Source organism: Microbacterium sp. CH-015, assembly GCF_049707015.1.
Taxonomy (GTDB): Bacteria; Actinomycetota; Actinomycetes; order Actinomycetales; family Microbacteriaceae; genus Microbacterium; species Microbacterium aurum.
On sequence record NZ_JBNAFJ010000003.1, the window covers coordinates 66,581 to 81,419 of the forward strand.

The 14,839-nt window shown below is 72.0% G+C and carries 16 protein-coding genes; 5 read left to right on the plus strand and 11 right to left on the minus strand.

Translation table 11 applies throughout. From position 1 onward, the window contains the following. Window positions 1–20: 20 nt before the first annotated feature. The 3 genes from ACPYN4_RS06835 to ACPYN4_RS06845 are packed head-to-tail and all read right to left on the minus strand — an operon-like array spanning window position 21 to window position 3,432. On the minus strand, window positions 21–1,037 hold the full coding sequence (locus ACPYN4_RS06835) for a LacI family DNA-binding transcriptional regulator (protein WP_281653570.1): 1,017 nt from the start codon (window positions 1,035–1,037) through the stop codon (window positions 21–23). A gap of 9 nt (window positions 1,038–1,046) precedes the next feature. Then, the gene (locus tag ACPYN4_RS06840; protein ID WP_424445971.1) at window positions 1,047–2,552 is read right to left on the minus strand and encodes an alpha-N-arabinofuranosidase; all 1,506 of its coding nucleotides are present in this window, start codon (window positions 2,550–2,552) and stop codon (window positions 1,047–1,049) included. Then, complete coding sequence (locus ACPYN4_RS06845; RefSeq protein ID WP_287270675.1) at window positions 2,455–3,432, minus strand: LacI family DNA-binding transcriptional regulator; 978 nt, start codon at window positions 3,430–3,432, stop codon at window positions 2,455–2,457. Before ACPYN4_RS06845 ends, ACPYN4_RS06840 begins: the two co-directional genes overlap by 98 nt. Before the next feature lie 90 nt (window positions 3,433–3,522). Here ACPYN4_RS06845 and galT point away from each other — a divergent pair, with 90 nt between their 5' ends. From galT to ACPYN4_RS06860, 3 genes are all read left to right on the plus strand, one after another. Further along, window positions 3,523–4,674: a galactose-1-phosphate uridylyltransferase gene (galT, locus tag ACPYN4_RS06850; RefSeq protein WP_424446053.1), complete on the plus strand. Its 1,152-nt coding sequence runs from the start codon at window positions 3,523–3,525 to the stop codon at window positions 4,672–4,674. Continuing rightward, the gene (gene galK / locus ACPYN4_RS06855; RefSeq protein WP_424445972.1) at window positions 4,671–5,852 is read left to right on the plus strand and encodes a galactokinase; all 1,182 of its coding nucleotides are present in this window, start codon (window positions 4,671–4,673) and stop codon (window positions 5,850–5,852) included. The genes galT and galK overlap by 4 nt, the downstream gene beginning before the upstream one ends. Window positions 5,853–6,083: 231 nt before the next feature. Next, the gene (locus ACPYN4_RS06860; RefSeq protein ID WP_424445973.1) at window positions 6,084–6,926 is read left to right on the plus strand and encodes an alpha/beta fold hydrolase; all 843 of its coding nucleotides are present in this window, start codon (window positions 6,084–6,086) and stop codon (window positions 6,924–6,926) included. Between the two features lie 66 nt (window positions 6,927–6,992). On the opposite strand, the gene ACPYN4_RS06865 is transcribed toward ACPYN4_RS06860, so the two are convergent. After that, window positions 6,993–8,546: a glycoside hydrolase family 3 C-terminal domain-containing protein gene (locus ACPYN4_RS06865; RefSeq protein WP_281653575.1), complete on the minus strand. Its 1,554-nt coding sequence runs from the start codon at window positions 8,544–8,546 to the stop codon at window positions 6,993–6,995. A gap of 74 nt (window positions 8,547–8,620) precedes the next feature. Then, window positions 8,621–8,800, minus strand: a complete 180-nt coding sequence (locus tag ACPYN4_RS06870; RefSeq protein ID WP_281653576.1) for a hypothetical protein — start codon at window positions 8,798–8,800, stop codon at window positions 8,621–8,623. Window positions 8,801–8,897: 97 nt separating this feature from the next. Between ACPYN4_RS06870 and ACPYN4_RS06875 the strand changes: the two genes are divergently transcribed. After that, window positions 8,898–9,536 (plus strand): TetR/AcrR family transcriptional regulator, encoded by a 639-nt coding sequence (locus ACPYN4_RS06875; protein WP_281653577.1) that lies wholly within the window; start codon window positions 8,898–8,900, stop codon window positions 9,534–9,536. A gap of 167 nt (window positions 9,537–9,703) precedes the next feature. Here ACPYN4_RS06875 and ACPYN4_RS06880 read toward each other — a convergent pair whose 3' ends face one another. After that, window positions 9,704–10,207 carry a MarR family winged helix-turn-helix transcriptional regulator gene (locus ACPYN4_RS06880; protein WP_281653578.1) on the minus strand — a complete coding sequence of 168 codons (504 nt, stop codon included), beginning with the start codon at window positions 10,205–10,207 and terminating at the stop codon, window positions 9,704–9,706. 84 nt (window positions 10,208–10,291) lie between these two features. On the opposite strand from ACPYN4_RS06880, the gene ACPYN4_RS06885 reads away from it, so the two are divergent. Then, window positions 10,292–10,867 (plus strand): NADPH-dependent F420 reductase, encoded by a 576-nt coding sequence (locus ACPYN4_RS06885; protein WP_239281772.1) that lies wholly within the window; start codon window positions 10,292–10,294, stop codon window positions 10,865–10,867. 45 nt (window positions 10,868–10,912) lie between these two features. Here ACPYN4_RS06885 and ACPYN4_RS06890 read toward each other — a convergent pair whose 3' ends face one another. Genes ACPYN4_RS06890 through ACPYN4_RS06910 form a run of 5 tightly spaced genes read right to left on the minus strand, consistent with a single transcriptional unit; the run spans window position 10,913 to window position 14,817 of the window. Beyond that, complete coding sequence (locus tag ACPYN4_RS06890; protein WP_424445974.1) at window positions 10,913–11,809, minus strand: DNA-methyltransferase; 897 nt, start codon at window positions 11,807–11,809, stop codon at window positions 10,913–10,915. Then, window positions 11,806–12,855 carry a lipoate--protein ligase family protein gene (locus ACPYN4_RS06895; protein WP_424445975.1) on the minus strand — a complete coding sequence of 350 codons (1,050 nt, stop codon included), beginning with the start codon at window positions 12,853–12,855 and terminating at the stop codon, window positions 11,806–11,808. Before ACPYN4_RS06895 ends, ACPYN4_RS06890 begins: the two co-directional genes overlap by 4 nt. Window positions 12,856–12,897: 42 nt before the next feature. Further along, window positions 12,898–13,767: a hypothetical protein gene (locus ACPYN4_RS06900; protein ID WP_424445976.1), complete on the minus strand. Its 870-nt coding sequence runs from the start codon at window positions 13,765–13,767 to the stop codon at window positions 12,898–12,900. A 3-nt stretch (window positions 13,768–13,770) separates the two neighbouring features. After that, window positions 13,771–14,637 (minus strand): alpha/beta hydrolase, encoded by an 867-nt coding sequence (locus ACPYN4_RS06905; protein ID WP_315549662.1) that lies wholly within the window; start codon window positions 14,635–14,637, stop codon window positions 13,771–13,773. A 24-nt stretch (window positions 14,638–14,661) separates the two neighbouring features. Next, on the minus strand, window positions 14,662–14,817 hold the full coding sequence (locus ACPYN4_RS06910) for a hypothetical protein (RefSeq protein ID WP_315549987.1): 156 nt from the start codon (window positions 14,815–14,817) through the stop codon (window positions 14,662–14,664). Between the last annotated feature and the right edge of the window lie 22 nt (window positions 14,818–14,839).

Here is a 14,839-nt window from a genome sequence, read left to right on the forward strand (position 1 = left end):
CGGTCGGAAGGTCGGTGCGATCAGACGACGGATGCCGTGGACTCGCGCTCGACGAGCCGGGCCGGCCCCGTGAACGAGCGGTAGTCGTCCGCGGCGCGCTCTCCGGAGATGCGTCCCAGGACCATCTCCATCGCGGCATCCGCCATCTCGTCGTGCCCCGGCGCGATGGAGGTGAGCGACGGCGTCGTGAACGCGGCGAGCGAGACGTCGTCGAAGCCGACGACGCGCACGTCCTGCGGCACCCGGCGACCGGCTTCGTGCAGCGCCCGCATCGCCCCGATCGCGATGACGTCGGTCGCGCAGAACAGCCCGTCGAGGTCGTCGACCTCGGCCAGCAGCGCGGCGGCCTGCGCGCTGCCGCCCTCGTAGGAGTACTCGGCGTCGCGCACCAGCGCCGGGTCGAACGCGATCCCCGCCGCCTCCAACGCCTCGCGGTAGCCGCGGGTGCGCAGCGTCGCGACACCGATGTCGTCCGGGTCGCCGATGCGTCCGCCGAGGATGCCGACGCGTCGGCATCCTCTCTCGATCAGGTGTGCGGTGGCGAGCCGCGCGCCGTCGGCGTTCGCCATCTCGACGTGGTCGATGGGGCCGGAGTACGCGTGCTCGCCGAACACGACGATCGGGAACTCGCCGCGCAGCAGCATCGCATCGTCGTCGCGGAGCTCGGCGGCGTAGAGGAACAGCCCGTCGTAGCTGCGCAGCCGCGACCGGCTGATGGCGTCGACCTCGCGCTCACGGCTCGCGTGGGTCTGCTCGATGACGAGCTCGTAGCCGTGCGCGGCGGCGCGGTCGATGAGCAGCCGGGCGAGCATGCCGAAGTAGGGCCGGTCGATGTCGGGGACGGCGAGGCCGATCACCCCGGTCTTGCCCTGACGCAGGCTCCGCGCGGCGGTGTTGACGTGGTAGCCGAGTGCCGAGATGGACTCCAGCACCTTCTGCCGCGTCGTCGCCCGCACGTGCGGATGGTCGTTGATGACGTTGGAGACAGTCATCACCGAGACGCCCGCGTGGCGGGCGACGTCCTGCATCGTCGGCATCCGGCAACCCTATCCAGCGTTGGCGACCCGCACCGTCGCGACAGCGTGCGGCGGCAGCGTGAAGCGCACCTGCGCACCGTCGACCTGCACGTCGAGGTCGCGGAGGGCGACGGCCTCGGGCGCGTCGAACGTGTTGTGCGCGTCGGGGGTGTCGGAGGCGAGCACCTGGGCGCGCAGCACCTCACCGACCCGCCCGGGCAGCTCGAACGCCGCGTCGAGCCCGTCGGTCAGCGAGGTGTTCGCCGCGCTGATCGTGAACGCACCGTCCTTGCGCGAGACGGTCAGCTCGCTCTCGGCACCGAGGGCGCCCGCGGCGGTCGGGATGTACTCGGCATCCTGGTGATCGGTGTACAGGTCGAACACGTGATAGGTCGGCGTCGTCAGCATCCGCGCCCCGTCGGTGAGGATCATCGACTGCAGCACGTTCACCATCTGCGCGATGTTCGCCATGCGCACCCTCGCCCCGTGGCGGTGGAAGATGTTGAGGTTGATCGCCGCGACCATCGCGTCGCGCTGCGTGTTCTGCTGGTAGAGGAAGCCGGGGTTCGTGCCCTTCTCGACGTCGTACCAGGTGCCCCACTCGTCGACGATGAGCGAGACGCGCTTCGCCGGGTCGTAGCGGTCCATGATGCGGCTGTGATGCGTGAGCATCTCGTCCATGCGGCGGGTCTGGCGGAGCGTCTCGTGCCACTCGAAGTCGCTGAAGCCCGTCGCGGCGCCCTTGGCCGACCACTCGCCGGTCGGAAGCGTGTAGTAGTGCAGGCTCAGGCCGTCCATGTGCTCGGCGGCGCGGGCCATGAGCACTTCGGTCCACTCGTAGTCGTCGGCGTTCGCGCCGCACGCGATCTTCTGGATGGGCGCCTCGCCGTAGGTGCGGACGTAGGTCTGGTACTGGCGGTACAGGTTGGCGTAGTGCAGCGGCAGCATGTTGCCGCCGCATCCCCAGCTCTCGTTGCCGACGCCGAAGTACTCGACCTTCCAGGCCTGCTCGCGCCCGTGGCGCTTGCGGAGCTCCGCCATCGGGGCGGTGGAGTCGAGGGTCATGTACTCGATCCAGTCGTGCATCTCGGCGACCGATCCGCTGCCGACGTTGCCGTTGATGTACGCCTCGGCGTCGAGTTGGTGGAGCAGCTCGAAGTACTCGTGGGTGCCGAACATGTTGGGCTCGATGACCCCGCCCCAGTGCGTGTTGACCATCGGCTGGCGCTCGTCGCCGACGCCCTTCAGCCAGTGGTATTCGTCGGCGAAGCAGCCGCCGGGCCAGCGCACGAGCGGCACCTTGATGTGGCGCAGTGCCTGGACGACGTCGGTGCGGATGCCGTTGTGGTGGGCGATCGGGGAATCGGTGCCGACCCAGAGTCCCTCGTAGACGCAGCGGCCGAGGTGCTCGGCGAACTGCCCGTAGGAGAGGCCCGCGTCAGGCGCTCGCGCGGACCACGAGCTGCGGTGCGAGCACCACCGGCGCGACGGTGTCGCCGCCGATGAGCGACACGAGCGAGGCCACGGCCGCCGCACCCAGGGCGTCGAAATCCTGGCGCAGTGTCGTCAGCGGGGGCCGGTAGTCCGCGGCATCCTCGACATCGTCGAAGCCGACGACCGCGACGTCCGCCGGAACCTGCCTGCCCGCCTCGGCGAGCGCGCGCAGCGCCCCGAGCGCCATCTGGTCGTTCGCGGCGAACAGGGCCGCCATCGTCTCCGGCAGGGCGGCGACGGCCGCATGGCCGGATGCCGCGGTCCAGTCGCCGCGCACGATCTCCGGCGCCGGCACGCCCGCCTCCGCGAGCGCCTCACGCCAGCCGCGCTCGCGCTCCGCCGCGGCGAACGAGCCGACGGGACCGGCGAGGTGGTGGACGCTCGCCGCACCGGCAGCCAGCAGATGCGCCGTCGCAGCGCGCGCACCCGCGGCGTGGTCGGTCTGCACGGTGCCGGTGGTGGCCGACGCCCCGTCGGGCGGCGCGTCCACGACGACGACCGCGAGCCCCTCGGGAAGGTCCAGTCCGCGGGCGAGGGCGGTGGCCTCGTTGAGGACGACGGCGCCGTCGATGCCCTGGTCGTGCAGCCGCTCGAACGCGTCGGCGACGGCGTCGCGACCCGAGGCCGTGACGACGGTCAGCGCGAATCCGCGCGCCGCGGCCGCGTCGGCGATCGCCTGCAGCATCCGCGAGTTGCCGACGGTGGCGAGGGTCGACACGACGAGGCCGATCGTGTCGGTGCGACCGGTGCGCAGCGCCCGGGCGGCGCGATGCATGCGGTAGCCGAGCTCGGCCATCGCGGCCTCGACGCTCGCACGAGTGGCCGGATCGACCCGCGGGCTGGCGTTCACCACTCGCGACACCGTCTGCGCCGAGACCCCCGCCGCTGCGGCCACATCCGCCATCGAGACTCGTCGCGCCATGTCGCCATCCTAGGGCGGGATGCCGGAGTTTCCGCCTGTGTTGACGATAACACGATGGCGGGCTAGGGTGAGGGCGTGAAGACCGCGGCGATGCACACCCAGCCTCTCGGCGCCGGCGTCCTCAAGCGCAGCACGCGCCTGGCCGACGGTCGCGAGCTGATCTACTTCGACGACCCCGGCACGACGCTCGGCCCGGATCGCGCCGTCGACGCCCGAACGCTCGACCCGCGGCCGGCGACCGCCACGATGCGCCAGGACGTCCTCACCGGCGACTGGGTCTCGGTCGCGGCGGCCCGCCAGAACCGCGCGTTCCTCCCGCCCGCCGAGCTCGACCCGCTCGCGCCGCAAACGCCCACGAACCCGTCGGAGGTTCCCTCCGTCTACGACGTCGCCGTGTTCGAGAACCGCTCGCCGTCGTTCGGCCCGGCGCTGGCGGAGGCCACGGACGACGCGCCCGCGGCATCCGACCCCCCTCGCGGACTCGACGACCTCGCCCACCTCGACCTCGGTCGCAGCCGCACGAGCGTCGGTCGCTGCGAGGTCGTGTGCTTCTCGCCCGAGCACGCCGGCTCGTTCGGCACGCAGAGCGTGACCCGCGCCCGCACCGTCATCGAGGCGTGGGCAGACCGCACCGCCGCACTGTCGGCGCTCCCGGGCATCGAGCAGGTGTTCCCGTTCGAGAACCGCGGTGAGGCGATCGGCGTGACGCTGCACCACCCGCACGGGCAGATCTACTCCTACCCGTACATCACGCCCCGCACGACGCGGCTGCTCGAGTCGATCGACCGCACCTCGCCCGACCTGTTCGCGCGCATCCTCGCGTTCGAGCAGGCGGGACCCCGCGTGCTGCTGCGCGGCGAGCACTGGACGGCGTTCGTCCCATTCGCGGCACGCTGGCCGATCGAGGTGCACCTGCTCCCCCACCGCCAGGTGCCCGATTTCGCGGGGCTCACCGACGCCGAGCGCGACGAGCTCGCGCCGCTGTACCTGCGGCTGCTACGGGGCGTGGACGCCCTCTACGGCGACGCGACCCCCTACATCGCGGCGTGGCATCAGGCCCCCGTGCACCGCGGCCGCGACACAGTGCGCCTGAACCTGCAGCTGACGAGCCCGCGCCGCGCCGCCGACAAGCTCAAGTTCCTCGCCGGGTCCGAGGCCGCCATGGGCGCCTGGATCGGCGACGTGCCCCCCGAGACCGCAGCGGAGAAGCTGCGGGCCGCCATCGATGGAGTCCAGCTGTGACCGACACCACCCCCGCAGCCGCCGCCTGCGCGCTGTTCACCGCCCTCGCCGCCGCCGACCCCGTGGGCCTCTGGTCCGCGCCCGGCCGCGTCAACCTCATCGGCGAGCACACCGACTACAACGACGGGTTCGTCTTCCCCTTCGCGATCGGCGGACGCACCGTCGTCGCCCTCGGCACGCGCGACGACCGCCGCATCCGCGTGGTGTCGACGTTCGACGAGGTGCCCGTCGAGGTGGCGCTCGACGACCTCGACGCACTGTTCCCCGACCGCCGCGACGAGATCGTCGAGTGGGCCCGCTACCCGCTCGGCGTCGCGTGGGCGCTGCTGTCGGGCCGGGATGCCGCGGACGCCGTCGGCGTCGACCTGGCGATCGCCTCCGACGTGCCGGTGGGCGCCGGGCTGTCCTCGTCGGCCGCGATCGAGGGCGCCACGGCATCCGCCCTCAACGATGTGTGGGGCCTCGGGCTCGACCGGGTCGCACTCGCCCAGGCCGGGCGTCGCGCCGAGAACGAGGCCGTCGGCGCGCCGACCGGGATCATGGACCAGATGGCGTCGATGCTCGGGCGCGCGGATGCCGGGATCTTCCTCGACTGCCGCTCGCTCGACGCCGAGATCGTCGAGCTCGGGTTCGACACGGCGGGCCTCGACGTCCTCGTCGTCGACACGCGGGTGAGCCACGCGCACGCGACCGGCGGCTACGGCGAGCGCCGGGCGGCGTGCGAGCGGGGCGCGGCGATCATGGGCGTGGGCGCGCTGCGCGATATCGCCGTCGGCGACCTGCCACGCGCGCAGGAGCTGATGGACGATGTGACGTTCCGGCGCGTGCGCCACGTCGTCACCGAGAACCAGCGGGTGCGGGACGCCGTCCGCACCCTCCGCGAGGACGGGCCGCGCGCGATCGGGGGGCTGCTCGACGCCTCGCACGCCTCGATGCGCGACGACTTCGAGATCTCCACGCCCGAGCTCGACCTCGCCGTCGCCGTCGCGCGCGACGCGGGCGCGATCGGCGCCCGCATGACCGGCGGCGGCTTCGGCGGGTCGGCGATCGCGCTCATCGACCGCGCGCTCGTGCCGGCCACGACCGCCGCGATCGCCGCCGCGTTCGCCGACGCGGGCTACGGCGCGCCGCACATCTTCACCGTCCACCCGTCCCAGGGCGCCCGCCGTGACGCCTGACGCGCTTCCCCACCTGCACCTGCCGAACCCTCATCTCTCGGCCGAACCCTCAGCTCCCTGCGCCCGCAGAGATGAGGGTTCGGCGCAGGAGTGAGGGTTCGCGGGGGAAGGGGTGAAGGTTCGGAGGAGTGAGGGTTGGCGGGTAAGCGGGTAAGGGGTGGATGCGGGGGCGCAACCGTCGTAGCGTCGGAGGCGGCGCCGGCGACCGCCCGCGCCGGAAAGGGTGCACCCGTGGCCTACATCACCGTCGCGACCGAGAACTCGACCGACGTCGAGCTGTTCTACACCGACCAGGGCCCGGCCGACGGCCAGCCGGTCGTCCTGATCCACGGATTCCCGCTGAACGGCGAGTCCTGGGATCTGCAGAGCCGGGCGCTGCGGGCGAACGGATACCGCGTCATCGCCTACGACCGGCGCGGGTTCGGCGCCTCGTCGAAGACCGCGAGCGGCTCGGACTACGACACGTTCGCCGCGGACCTGCACGCGCTGATCGAGGACCTCGACCTGCACGACGCGGTTCTCGTCGGATTCTCGATGGGCACCGGCGAGATCGCCCGGTATCTGTCGCGCTACGGCGCGGGGCGCATCGCGAAGGCCGCGTTCCTCGGGTCGCTCGAGCCGTATCTGCTGATCACCGACGACAACCCCGACGGCGCCGGCGACCAGGCGTTCTTCGACGGCACCGCCGAGGCGGTCGCGACCGACCGGCACGCGTTCCTCACCGGCTTCTTCCACGACTTCTACAACCTCGACGACACCCTCGGCGAGCGCATCTCGCAGGAGGCCCTCGACGCGAGCGTGCAGGTGGCGAACCAGGCCGGCAACGCCGCGATCGCCGCGGCGCCGCTGACGTGGCCGACGGACTTCCGGGCAGACATCCCGGCGATCACGGTGCCCACGCTGATCCTGCACGGCACGGCCGACAACATCCTGCCGATCGACAAGACCGCCCGCCGGTTCCGCGAGCTCCTGCCGGAGGCGACCTACGTCGAGATCGAAGGAGCCCCGCACGGCCTGCTGCGCACGCACGGCGCCGAGGTCAACGAGGCGCTGCTCGCGTTCCTGCGCTCCTGAGCACCGCCGCGCGGCGGGCGGATGCCGCGACGCACGATCGCCGCGCGACCCCGCCGCCCGGGACACTCAGGCGCCGGACGCGGGCGCGCTCCCGGCATTGGCCATCGCGATGAGACCCTGAATCATCTCCGGGCTCGCCGCGTCTCCCGCCATCATCGACACCCGGCCGAGGGGTAACGAGTCCATCATCTTCGTCATGTCCACACCCTCGGGCATGATCGACTCCACGCCCTCCATGCCTTGCATCATCTGGGCGATGGCGGCCTGCACGACGGGACCGGCGATCGGGTGTGCCATGACCTCGCCGAGCGAGGACTCCGCCGACAGCGGCACCGTGACCGCGTCGCCGTCGACCGGCACCGACACCGTCGCGCGGATGTCCCGGCTCGAGGCCGCGACCTCCACGGCGTACTCGCCGCCCTCCACGACCCAGCGGCCGACGCGGATGTCCCAGTACGCGAGGTCCTCGCGCCGCACGGTGAGCACGACCTCGCGCGCCTCGCCCGGCTCCAGCGCGATCGACGCGAACGCCTTGAGCTCGCGCTCGGGCCGCTGCACGCGAGAGTCCGCCAGGCCGGTGTAGACCTGCACGACCTCGCGGCCGGCCACGCCACCCGTGTTGGTCACCGTGACCCGCACCTCGATGTCGCCATCGGCGGTGACGGATGCCGCGGCATCCGCATACGCGAACGTCGTGTACGACAGGCCGTGTCCGAACGGGAACGCGACCTCAAGGCCGCGGGCGTCGTACCAGCGGTAACCGACGAACAGGCCCTCGCCGTAGCGGACGTGCCCGAACTCGCCCGGGAAGTCGAGGTAGGCGGGGGTGTCGGACAGGCGCAGCGGGATGGTCTCGGTGAGCTTTCCCGACGGGGTGACGTCGCCGAACAGCACGTCGGCGGTCGCCGATCCCCCGGCCTGCCCCAGCAGCCACGCCTCGACGATCGCGGGCACCCGCTCGGCGAACGGGAGCGCCACGACGCCGCCGTTGGAGAGCACCACGACGACGTTCTCGGTGACGGCGAGCACGGCGTCGAGCACCGCGAGCTGGTCGGCCGGCAGGTCGATGTCCTCACGGTCGAAGCCCTCCGACTCCAGCCGCGCGGGCAGCCCGAGGAAGAGGACGGCGATATCGGCTCCGGATGCCGCGGCCACCGCCGCCTCGCGCAGCGCCGCCGTCTCGACCTCGTCGACCCCGACGGCGAGGCTGAACCCCGGCGCGTAGGACACATCGCCCGTCGCGGCGTCGCGGATCGCGTCGAGCGCGGTGTCCAGACGCGTCGGGTTGATCATCGACGAGCCCGCGCCCTGGTAGCGCGGCTTCTCGGCGAACGCGCCGATGACGGCGAGGCGCGCGTCGCGCCGCAGCGGCAGCAGGGCGCCGCCGCCGGCGACGGGCGCGTTCTGCAGCAGCACGATCGACCGGCCCGCCGCCTCCCGCGCGAGCGCGTGGTGGGCGTCGACGTCGAGCGGGCCGGTGATGGTCCCGGCATCCGCCTGCACTTTCCGCACCAGGTCGATGACGCGACCGGCCGCGACGTCGAGCGCCGACTCGGCGAGAGATGCGTCGCGGACGGCGGTGACCAGCTGCGCATCGGTGCGTCCGCTCGAGGACGGCATCTCGAGATCCATCCCGGCGGCCAGCCCCTTCACGCGGTCGTTGACCGCGCCCCAGTCGCTGACGAGGGGGGGCGTCAGCGCACGCTCTTGATGGGCCAGATCGCGAAGGCGCCGAGGATGCCGAGGACGATCGCGACCGGGAACAGGGCGGCGTAGCCGAAAGCGAGCACGATCGCGCCGGCGACGCCGGGGGCGAGCGTCTGCGGGAGCGTCGCGGCGATGTTGACGACGCCGGGGTCCTTCGCGAACGACATCGTCGTGGGGTCCTTTCGCATCCACCATGGAGGCCTGCGGCAAAACCATACGCCACTAGGTTTTGGGAAATCAAGCAGTGTTCGGTTTACTTCCCTTATGACCGAGAAGCGCCGCCGCGGGTCGTACGCGAAAGGCATCGCCAAGCGCGAGGAGATCCTCTCCCGCGCGCTCGAGGTGATCGCCGCCGAGGGCTACGCCGGGGCATCGGTGAAGGCGATCGCCGACGCCGTCGGGCTCAGTCAGGCGGGCCTCTTGCACTACTTCGATTCGAAGGATGAGCTGTTCACCGAGATCCTCCGCAAGCGCGATGAGGTGGATGCCGCGCACTTCGGCACCGTCGACGTGAACGACGTCCAGGCGGATGCGCTCCGCAACGGCTACGTCGCGGTGGTCCACCACAACGCCGAGGTCCCCGGCCTCGTGCAGCTGTTCTCGCGACTGGCCGTCGAGGCGACCGACCCGCAGCATCCGGCCCACGAATACTTCCTCAGCCGCAGACAGGGGCTCCGCGACCTGTACGTCCAGGCGTTGCGGCGCGCGCAGGCCGAGGGCTCACTCACCACGGCCGTCGACGCCGAGCTCATCGCGCGCATCATGCAGGCCGTCGCCGACGGCATGCAGCTGCAGTGGATGGTCGACCCCGACGTCGACATGGCCGCCGCCGTCGACGCGCTGTTCTCCCTCGTGCTGGCCGCCCCCGGTGATCAGCCGCGCAGCGCCGCCACCGACGCGTAGGCGTCCGGCACCTCGCGCACCGGCTCGTCGTACACGCGGGCCGTCCGGCGATCGCGCCACTGCGGCCAGCCGACAGCCGCGCCGACGACGAAATCGACGGCATCCGCGAGGGTAGCGCATGCCGCTCCGCTGCGGTGTCAGCCCGGCAACGCCAGCCCCCAGCGACCTCAGGCGTCGGCGACGCGCGGGCGCGGACGACTGGCGGCCATCCGCCCGTCGGGATCGAGTCGCGCGAGCACCGCGGCGGTGATCTCGCGCAGCTGCGCGCGCTGCCCGGCATCCAACGCGTCGAGCACCAGGCTCCGCACCTGCGCGACGTGCCCCGGCGTGGCCTGCAGCAGCGCTCGGCGGCCTTCCGGTGTGATGACGGCATCGACGCCGCGGCCGTCGGCGCTGTTGCGCTCGCGTGCGAGGAGACCGCGCCGCTCGAGGCGACTGACGACGTGGGAGAGGCGCGGCATGGTGGCGTTCGTCATCGAGGCGAGCTCTTTCATCTGCAGCCGATGACCGACGGCGTTGGCGAGCATGGAGAGCGCGAAGTAGTCGAAGTGAGTGAGGTCGGCGTCGCGCAGCAGCTGGGCGTCGAGTTCCCGCGGCAGCAGCTCCAGGAGCGCGGCGAGGGGGATCCACGTCTCCAGCTCATCGGGGGTGTAGAAGCGAGACGACGTCATTTCGACATTCTAGGAATACTTGTCGGCACAACGAGGTTGACGAGGGTAGTTGCAGATACAACATCTGCTCGGAAAGGATTCGCCATGACCTCCATCACCATCTTCGGCACCGGCAACATGGGTCAGGCCATCGCCGGCGTCCTCGCGCGCGGCGGCGCCGACATCCAGCACGTCGGCAGCTCGGACACCGACGCCCGGATCGCCGGCGACATCGTCGTGCTCGCCGTCCCCTACCCCGCGCTCGCCGCGATCGCCGACTCCTACGGCGACCAGCTCGCCGGCAAGACCGTCGTCGACATCACCAACCCCCTCGACTTCTCGACCTTCGACGCGCTCGTCGTGCCCGTGGGCAGCTCCGCCGCCGCGGGCCTGCAGGAGCGCCTGCCCGAAGCTAAGGTGCTCAAGGCGTTCAACACCAACTTCGCCGCGACGCTCGCGTCGGGCACGGTCGGCGGCCAGCCGACGACGGTGCTCGTCGCCGGCGACGACGCGGCCGCCAAGACCGCGCTCATCGACGCGGTGCAGGCCGGCGGCCTGGCCGCAATCGACGCCGGCGCCCTGTCGCGCGCGCACGAGCTGGAGGCGCTGGGCTTCCTCCAGCTGACCCTCGCCGCGTCCGAGAAGATCGGCTGGACCGGCGGGTTCACCCTCGCGAAGTGACCTCCGGCCGGTCGCCGTCGTCGCCCCGGACTCCGGCGGTCGTGCTCACCGCAGCACGGCCTCCGGCATCCGTCGGCGCATGACGGCGACCGCCTCGGGGTTGTCGTCGACGAGCACGGCGTCGCGCCCGAGCGCGGCGGCGACCGCGCCCGTGGTGCCGCTGCCGGCGAAGAGATCGAGCACGCGGTCGCCAGGACGGGTCGACGCCTGCACGATGCGCCGCAGGATGCCCTCCGGCTTCTGCGTCGGATACCCCGTCTTCTCGCGGCCGCTCGTCGGGACGATCGTGTGCCACCACACGTCGGTCGGCAGCTTGCCGCGCACCGCCTTCTCGGGCGTGACGAGCCCGGGGGCCATGTACGGCTCCCGGTCCACCGCCTCGGAGTCGAACCAGTACCCGGCCGGATCTTTCACGTACACGAGGATCGTGTCGTGCTTGGTCGGCCAGCGCCGCCGGCTCTTGGCCCCGTAGTCGTAGGCCCAGATCAGCTCGTTGAGGAAGCACTCGCGCCCGAACAGTGCATCCAGCAGCACCTTCGCGTAGTGGGCTTCGCGGTAGTCGAGGTGCAGGTACAGGGTGCCGTCGTCGGCGAGCAGCCGCCAGGCCTCGCGCAACCGGGGCTCGAGAAAGTCCCAATAGTCGTCGAACCGGTCGTCGTACTGCCGCAGCTCGCCCCGCAGCCGCGCGTAGCTGGTCCCCCGGAACCCTGTCTTGACCGGCGCCTGCGCGTAACTCCTTCGATCCGACGCCGGATCGCCCGATCTCCGGCTCTGCGCCCCGTCTGCGTCACCGATCGAAGGAGTTGTGAACGCGGACTCGACCGCTTTGCCCTGCGCACGCCCGGTGTTGAAGGGCGGGTCGAGGTAGACGAGCGTGAAGCTCGCGTCCGGCAGCGACCGGGCGACCTCGAGATTGTCGCCGTGGATGATCTCGACGGTCACGGAACCCGGTGCAGCCACGCGTCGGTCGCGAACTTCGACGCGACGAGCGCCTCGGCCTCGGCGTATTCCTCATCGGTGATGTGACCCGGCTCGGCCGCGTACAGCTTCGTGAAGGTCTCGATGAGCCGCTGGATGATGGCCTCCCGCGGCAGGCCCGTCTGGCTGCGCAGCGGGTCCACCCGCTTGGCGGCCGACGTCGTGCCCTTGTCGGAGAGCTTCTCCCGCCCGACGCGCAGCACCTCGGTCATGACCTGACCGTCCATGTCGTACGACAGGGTCGCATGGTGCAGCACACCGCCGCCCGCGAGCCGCTTCTGCGCGGCGCCGCCGATCTTGCCGCTCGGCGAGGCGATGTCGTTCAGCGGCTGGTACACGGCGTCGATCCCCAGGGACCGGAGGGCCTGCAGCACCCAGTCATCGAGGAAGGCGTACGAGTCGGCGAACGTCATCCCCGCGACGAGGGATGCCGGCACGTACAGCGAATACGTCACGATCGAGCCGGCGGCCATGAGCATCGCGCCGCCACCGGAGATCCGCCGCACGACATCGAAGCCGTGCCGGGCGGCGCCCTCGGGGTCGACCTCGTTGCGGTACGACTGGAACGATCCGATGACGACCGCGGATTCGTCCCACTCCCAGATGCGCAGCGTGGGCTTGCGGCGTCCGTCGCCGACGCGGGTGGTGAGCACCTCGTCGAGGGCGAGGTTCATGCGCGGTGAGACGGCCTTCTCGTGTACGACCTCCCACTCGAAGTCGCGCCACCCCGCGGCCGTCACGAGGGCGCGGCGGACCGCTGTGCCCACCGACTCGGGCGTGAACCCGAGGAGCTGCGCGCCCTCCGGCAGCGCCGCGCGCACCGCCGCCGCGATGCCCGCGACATCCGTCTCGACCGGCAGTCCAGTCACGGCGGCGTCGATGTCGGCGAGGGCGTCGTCGGGCTCCAAGAAGAAGTCACCGGCGAGGTGGAAGTCCGCGATGCGCCCCTCCCGGACCTCGAGATCGACGACGACGAGCTTGCCGCCCGGAACCTTGTACTCCCCGTGCATGCCTCCAGCCTAGAGTCGAGCGCCGCGGGCGGCGCCTGGCTCTCAGCGGCGCGCCCGCGCCCGCGCCACGGACACGGCGATCAGGCACACCGCGAGGGCGAGGATGCCGAGGCGTGCGGCCCAGAGCGCCACGGCCTGCCACGCTTGGTCGAACGACACCGCGCCGAAGAGGAACGCGACGAGCGCCTCGCCGCCGTCGCCGGTCACCGGCGTGGTGTCGGTGAGACCGACCGCGAGCGTGGCCACAGCGGCGAGGGCGCCCGCCGCGATCGCACCGAAGACCCACCAGGCGGATGCCGGGGCCTCTCCCCGCGGCATCCGGCGCAGCAGAGCGAATCCGCGCGCGGCGAAGACGAGCAGCCACCCGACGACGAGGAGCGACACGAAGACGACGAAGGTCGCGATGGGCGTCGTGATGAGGCTGCTGACCAGCCCGGCGGTCCAGCCGCCGTCGACGACGCGCATCGCGACCCAGACGGCCATGCCGACGGTGGTCACGAGTGTCGCGACCGCGGCGTCGCCGATCGTGCGCGGCACGAGGACGCCCGCGACATCGCCCCACGACGATCCCTCGCCCGGGCGCCGTGCGCGAGCGGCGCGGGCGGCGCGGGCGGCGGCATCCGCCGTCATCGATTTCACGCGCTCCCGCGCGACCAGGCTCTCGGGCGGCAGACCGGCGATCCGCGACGACGAGGCGAGGCCGGCGGCGCCCGCGCCGAGGCCGACGATGAGCCAGAACACGCGGTCGGGACCGGACAGCGGCTCGAAAGCCCAGAACGCGATCGCCGTCAGCGCGGCCAGCGCCAGCACGGCGCCGCGCACTGCACCCCAGGGGCGACCCGCCCACGCCGGGTCGACGTCGAAGGGGACGGATGCCGGGGCCGCGGACGGTCGACGTCGATGGCGCGCCACGCGTCAGTCCCGCACCGGGATGCGGGCGTCGAGCCAGGCGAGGAGGTCGGCGAAGACCTCCGCGGCCATCGTCTCGTTGAAGATCTCGTGGCGGGCGCCGGGGTAGACGAGCGTCGTCACGTCGGTCAGGCCGGAGCGGATGCGGTACGCGTCGGCGAGCCGGTGCACGCTGCGGGGGCCGCCGACGGGATCGTCGCGGCCCACCATGAGCAGCAGCGGCGGGTCGACACCGAGGTCCTTGCGCGGCTTGCCGATGAGGCGCAGCACGTCGCGCCAGCCGAACAGCTGCGGCAGGGTGGTGGTCGTCGTCAGCGGGTCGTCGAGGAAGGCCTGGCCCACCGTCAGGTCGCTGGAGAGCCACTCGGTGCCGAGCGCCCCCGGCGCCTTCCAGTTCTTGTTGAGGTCGCCGGAGTTCAGCGCCCCCGGCCACCGCAGCGATGAGCCGCTCAGCACGATGGCGTCGTAGGCGTCGGGGTGGTCGTTGACGAGGATCTGGGTGAGGAACGATCCCCACGAGTGCCCGAGGATCACCAGTGGCAGGTCGGGGTTCTCGCCGCGGATGAGCTGGGTGAACTGCCAGACCGCGCCGACGGCGGCGCGATGCCCGCCGGGGCCGAGCCGGCCGAGCCGCGACGCGTCGCCGTTCCACTGCGCCATGCCGGTACGCCCGTGCCCGCGGTGGTCGTCGGCGTACACCGTGAACCCGGCATCCGTCAGCTGCGCGATCAGCGCGCCGTACCGGCCCGCGTGCTCGCCGACGCCGTGCAGCAGCTGCACCACCCCGCGCGGGGTGACCCGCGCGGGGTGGACGTCATAGAAGATGCGGATGCCGTGGGCATCGGTGAACGAGCGCGCTTCGGGTGCGGTCATGGACCACAACCTATCGCACGGGCATCAGCGTCGGCAGGAGGCGCCGCGGTAGTCCAGCGCGTACGTGGAGGTGTGCCCCACGCCGTCGACCTGACGGGTGGCGGTCACCGTCACCGTGCCGGCCGGCAGCGAGCGCTCCCCGCTGTCGACGACGTGCGTCAGCACGCCGCCTCGCGGCATCCCGCTGGGTCTCAGCCGGGTC